Here is a 4291-nt window from a genome sequence, read left to right as displayed (position 1 = left end):
GGGCGGTGGCCAGTGCCGCCGGCAGGTCCGCCGGGCGCTCGACGGCCTGCATGCCCTTGCCGCCGCCGCCGGCCGAGGGCTTGATCAGCAGCGGGTAGCCCACCTGCTCCGCTGCCTCGGCCAGTTCGGCGTCCGACAGCCCGGGCTCGGCAATGCCCGGCACCACCGGGACCCCGGAGGCGGCCACGTGGTTCTTGGCCCGGATCTTGTCCCCCATGATGCCCAGCGCCCGCACGCCCGGTCCCACGAAGGTGATGCCGGCGGCGGCCAGGGCCTCGGCGAAGGCGGCGTTTTCGCTCAGGAACCCGTAGCCCGGGTGCACGGCGCCGGCTCCCGCGGCCTTGCAGGCGGCCAGCACCGCCTCGATGTCCAGGTAGCTCTGCGCGGCGGCCGCGGGGCCGATCCGCACCGCCAGGTCGGCCTCGCGCACGTGCCGGGCGCCGGCGTCGGCGTCGGAATACACCGCCACGGTGCGCAGCCCCAGCCGCCTGCAGGTGCCGATCACCCGGCAGGCGATTTCGCCGCGGTTGGCGACGAGGACGGTGTCGAAGGGCGCGTCGAACGGCGGATCGAAGGGCTCGTCGAAGCGGGTGCGCGGATCCATGCCCTCACATCCTGAACAGTCCGAAGGAAGGTGCGGCCAGCGGGGCCAGGGCGCAGACCTCCAGCGCCAGTCCCAGCACGGTGCGGGTGTCCGCCGGATCGATGATGCCGTCGTCCCAGAGCCGGGCGGTGGCGTAGTACGGGTTGCCCTGGTCCTCGTACTGGGCCCGGATCGGGGCCCGGAAGGCCTCCTCCTCCGCCTCCGTCCAGGTTCCCCCCGAGGCTTCGATCTGGTCCCGCTTGACCGTGGCGAGCACCGAGGCCGCCTGGGCCCCGCCCATCACCGAGATCCGGCTGGCCGGCCAGGTCCACAAAAAGCGCGGCGAATAGGCCCGGCCGCACATCGAGTAGTTGCCGGCCCCGAAGGAGCCGCCGATGATGACCGTCAGCTTCGGCACCCGGGTGGTGGCGACGGCGGTGACCATCTTCGCCCCGTGCTTGGCAATGCCGCCGGCCTCGTAGTCCCGGCCGACCATGAAGCCGGAGATGTTCTGCAGGAAGACCAGCGGAATGCCGCGCTGGTCGCACAGCTGGATGAAGTGCGCGCCCTTGAGCGCCGATTCGCTGAAGAGCACCCCGTTGTTCGCCACGATGCCCGCCACGCGGCCGTGGATCCGGGCGAAGCCGGTGACCAGGGTGGATCCGTACTCGCGCTTGAACTCGTGGAACCGGGACCCGTCCACCAGCCGGGCGATGACCTCGCGCACCTCATAGGGGGTGTTCACGTCCACCGGCACCGCCCCGTAAAGCCCTTCCGGGTCCGCGGCCGGCGGTTCGCCGGCTGCCTCCGCCGGAAGGCCCGCTGCCGGCGGCAGGGTGGCCACGATGTCCCGGACAACCTGCAGTGCGTGCCGGTCATCCTGCGCCAGATGGTCGGTGACCCCGGAGACCTTGGCGTGCACGTCCCCGCCGCCGAGCTCCTCGGCGCTGACGATCTCGCCGATGGCGGCCTTCACCAGCGGCGGGCCGCCCAGGAAGATGGTGCCCTGGTTGCGCACGATCACCGTCTCGTCGCTCATCGCCGGCACGTAGGCGCCGCCGGCGGTGCACGAACCCAGCACCGCGGCGATCTGCGGAATGCCGGCGGCCGAGAGGTTGGCCTGGTTGTAGAAGATACGCCCGAAATGCTCGCGGTCCGGGAAGACCTCGTCCTGCCTGGGCAGGAACGCGCCGCCCGAGTCCACCAGGTAGATGCATGGCAGCCGGTTCGCCAGCGCCACCTCCTGGGCCCGCAGGTGCTTCTTGACCGTCACCGGGTAGTAGGTGCCGCCCTTGACCGTCGCATCGTTGCACACCACCATCACATGCCGGCCGTGCACCAAACCGATTCCGGTGATGATGCCGGCCCCCGGGCACTCGCCGCCGTACATCCCGTCCGCGGCCAGCGGCGAGAGTTCCAGGAACGGGCTGCCGGTATCCAGCAGCCCGTCCACCCGCTCGCGCGGCAGCAGCTTGCCGCGCCCGAGGTGCCGCTGCCGGGCGGATTCCGGACCGCCCAGCGCCGCGGCGGCCAGTTTTCCGCGCAGCTCGGCCACCAGCGCCCGCTGCGCCGCGTCGTTTTCGGCAAAGCCCGCGCTGGAGGTATCCAGCCGGGAAAGAAGCGTCTCCATTGACAACTTTCCTGCACGGTCCCGCCCGCTGCCGGACGGACTCTGGTTAGTAGTGACTAACTGGACTCAGGTTAATAGGGCTTAACCGGGTTGTCTATAATCAGTCCGAGACAGACCCGAAGCCGAAAGGACCGCCGTGGCAGCCCCCACCGCCGCGAACGCAGCAAACGGCGCAGCAGAGAACACAGCCGGCAACACGGTCAACGGTGCCGTACCGGCTGCCGGCCGCGCTACCGGGCGCAGCCTGGCCAAGGCTTCCCGCCGCTCGGCGCTGCTCTCCGCAGCCGCCAGGCTGTTCGCGGAGCGGGGTTTCAACGGTGTCTCCATCGAGGACCTGGGCGCGGCGGCCGGCGTGAGCGGCCCGGCGGTCTACCGGCATTTCAGCAGCAAGCAGGCGATGCTCGCCGCGCTGCTGACCGGGGTCAGCCAGGACCTGCTGGACGGCGGCCGGGCGGTGGTGGGCAATTCCTCCGGGCCGGAGGCGGCGCTGCGCGGCCTGATCGAATTCCATGTCGATTTCGCCCTGAGCAACCCGGACGTGATCCGGGTCCACGACCGCGACCTGGATTCGCTGTCCGCGGAGGAATCAGAGCATGTCCGTTCGCTGCAGCGCAGCTACGTGCGCGTCTGGGTGGACGTGCTGGCCCAGCTGCTCCCGCGCGACGACCCGGCCCGCCTGCGGATGCGCGCGCATGCGGCGTTCGGCCTGATCAACTCCACCCCGCACTCCGCGCGCCGCGGCCAGGGCGTGCGGGACAAGGCCTGGCGGCGCAACCTGCTCGAAACAATGGCCTGGGCGGCGCTGAAAGCCGAGTAACCTGTTGTGACACCCTCTATCGAAAGGTCTGCCGTGATCGAGCTTCGCCCTGTGGAACCTGCCGACCTGGACAAATTCTTCGAGTACCAGCAGGACCCCGAGGCCAACCGGATGGCGGGATTCAGCGCGAAGAACCCCGCCGACCGCGGCGTCTTCGACCACTACTGGCAGAGCCTGCTCAACGACAAGGCGGTAACCGTGCGCACCGTCACCGCCGACGGCGAGGTGGTGGGCAACGTGGTGGTCTACCGTACCGACGACGTTCCGGAGCTGAGCTACTGGACCGCCAAGAGCCATTGGGGCCGCGGGATCACTACCGCCGCGGTCGAGCAGTTCCTGCGCGAGTTCACCGAGCGCCCCATCCGGGCCCGCGTGGTCAAGGACAATGTGGGCTCGATCAAGGTGCTGGAAAAGGCAGGCTTCCGCCGCGTCGGCGAGGCGCAGGGCTTCGCCAACGCCCGCGCCGCGGTGGTCACCGAGGAGATCCTCGAACTGGCCTGACCGGCCTGGCCGGCCCCTGTGCTCAGACCATGGTGAGCACCCGGCCGGGATCGGCCAGGATGGTGGCGACGTCGGTCAGGAACCTGGACGCCTCGGCGCCGTCGACCATCCGGTGGTCGAAGGACAGGCTCAATGTCAGCACCTGGCGCAGCACAACCGAATCCCGGTACTCCCACGGCATCCGGCGCACGGCCCCCACGGCCAGGATCGCCGTCTCGCCCGGGTGCAGGATGGGCGTGCCGGCATCGATGCCGAACACCCCGACATTGGTGATCGAAATGGTCCCCCCGGACAGCTGCTCCGGCGTGGTCCTGCCCGCGCGGGCGGTTTCGGCCAGTTCGCCCAGCGCCACGGCCAGCCCGTGCAGGTCCAGCGTGTGCGCGTCCTTGATGTTCGGCACGGTCAGGCCGCGCTCGGAAGCCGCGGCGATACCCAGGTTCACGTAGTTCTGCTGCACGATCTCGCCGTGTTCCTCGTCCCAGCGCCAATTCAGCGACGGGTTGCGCTCCAGCCCGATGCAGACGGCTTTGGCCACCAGCGCCAGCGGGGTGAGCTTGACGCCGGCGAAGGCGCTGTCCGAGCGCAGCCGCTCCAGCAGCTCCATGGACGCGGTGGCATCGATGGTCAGGAACACGGTGGCCTGCGGGGCGGTGAAGGCGCTGGCCACCATGGCCGCGGCCGTCGCCTTGCGCAGGCCCCTGATCGGAACCCGGGCCTCGCGCTCGGCCGCTCCGGCCAGCCAGCGGCCGGTTCCGGCCTG

At 70.4% G+C, this 4291-nt stretch carries 5 protein-coding genes; 2 read left to right on the top strand and 3 right to left on the bottom strand.

Annotated elements, in window-relative coordinates:
• Positions 1-604, bottom strand: a 604-nt coding sequence (locus ACFQ36_RS21050; protein WP_377017227.1) for a biotin carboxylase N-terminal domain-containing protein, incomplete at its 3' end; no start/stop codon positions are given.
• A gap of 4 nt (positions 605-608) precedes the next feature.
• The gene (locus ACFQ36_RS21045) at positions 609-2213 is read right to left on the bottom strand and encodes a carboxyl transferase domain-containing protein (RefSeq protein WP_377017225.1); all 1605 of its coding nucleotides are present in this window, start codon (positions 2211-2213) and stop codon (positions 609-611) included.
• A 136-nt stretch (positions 2214-2349) separates the two neighbouring features.
• On the opposite strand from ACFQ36_RS21045, the gene ACFQ36_RS21040 reads away from it, so the two are divergent.
• Positions 2350-3030, top strand: a complete 681-nt coding sequence (locus ACFQ36_RS21040; protein ID WP_377017223.1) for a TetR/AcrR family transcriptional regulator — start codon at positions 2350-2352, stop codon at positions 3028-3030.
• A 33-nt stretch (positions 3031-3063) separates the two neighbouring features.
• Positions 3064-3531, top strand: a complete 468-nt coding sequence (locus tag ACFQ36_RS21035) for a GNAT family N-acetyltransferase (protein ID WP_377017221.1) — start codon at positions 3064-3066, stop codon at positions 3529-3531.
• Between the two features lie 22 nt (positions 3532-3553).
• Here the strand turns inward: ACFQ36_RS21035 and ACFQ36_RS21030 are convergent.
• Positions 3554-4291: 2-oxo acid dehydrogenase subunit E2 (locus tag ACFQ36_RS21030; protein WP_377017219.1), on the bottom strand; the 738-nt coding region annotated here is incomplete at its 5' end.

It is taken from the genome of Arthrobacter sp. GCM10027362, assembly GCF_042679445.1.
GTDB lineage: Bacteria > Actinomycetota > Actinomycetes > Actinomycetales > Micrococcaceae > Crystallibacter.
The sequence above is the reverse complement of the archived record's forward strand: the minus strand, read 5'-3'. Positions and strand labels throughout refer to the sequence as shown.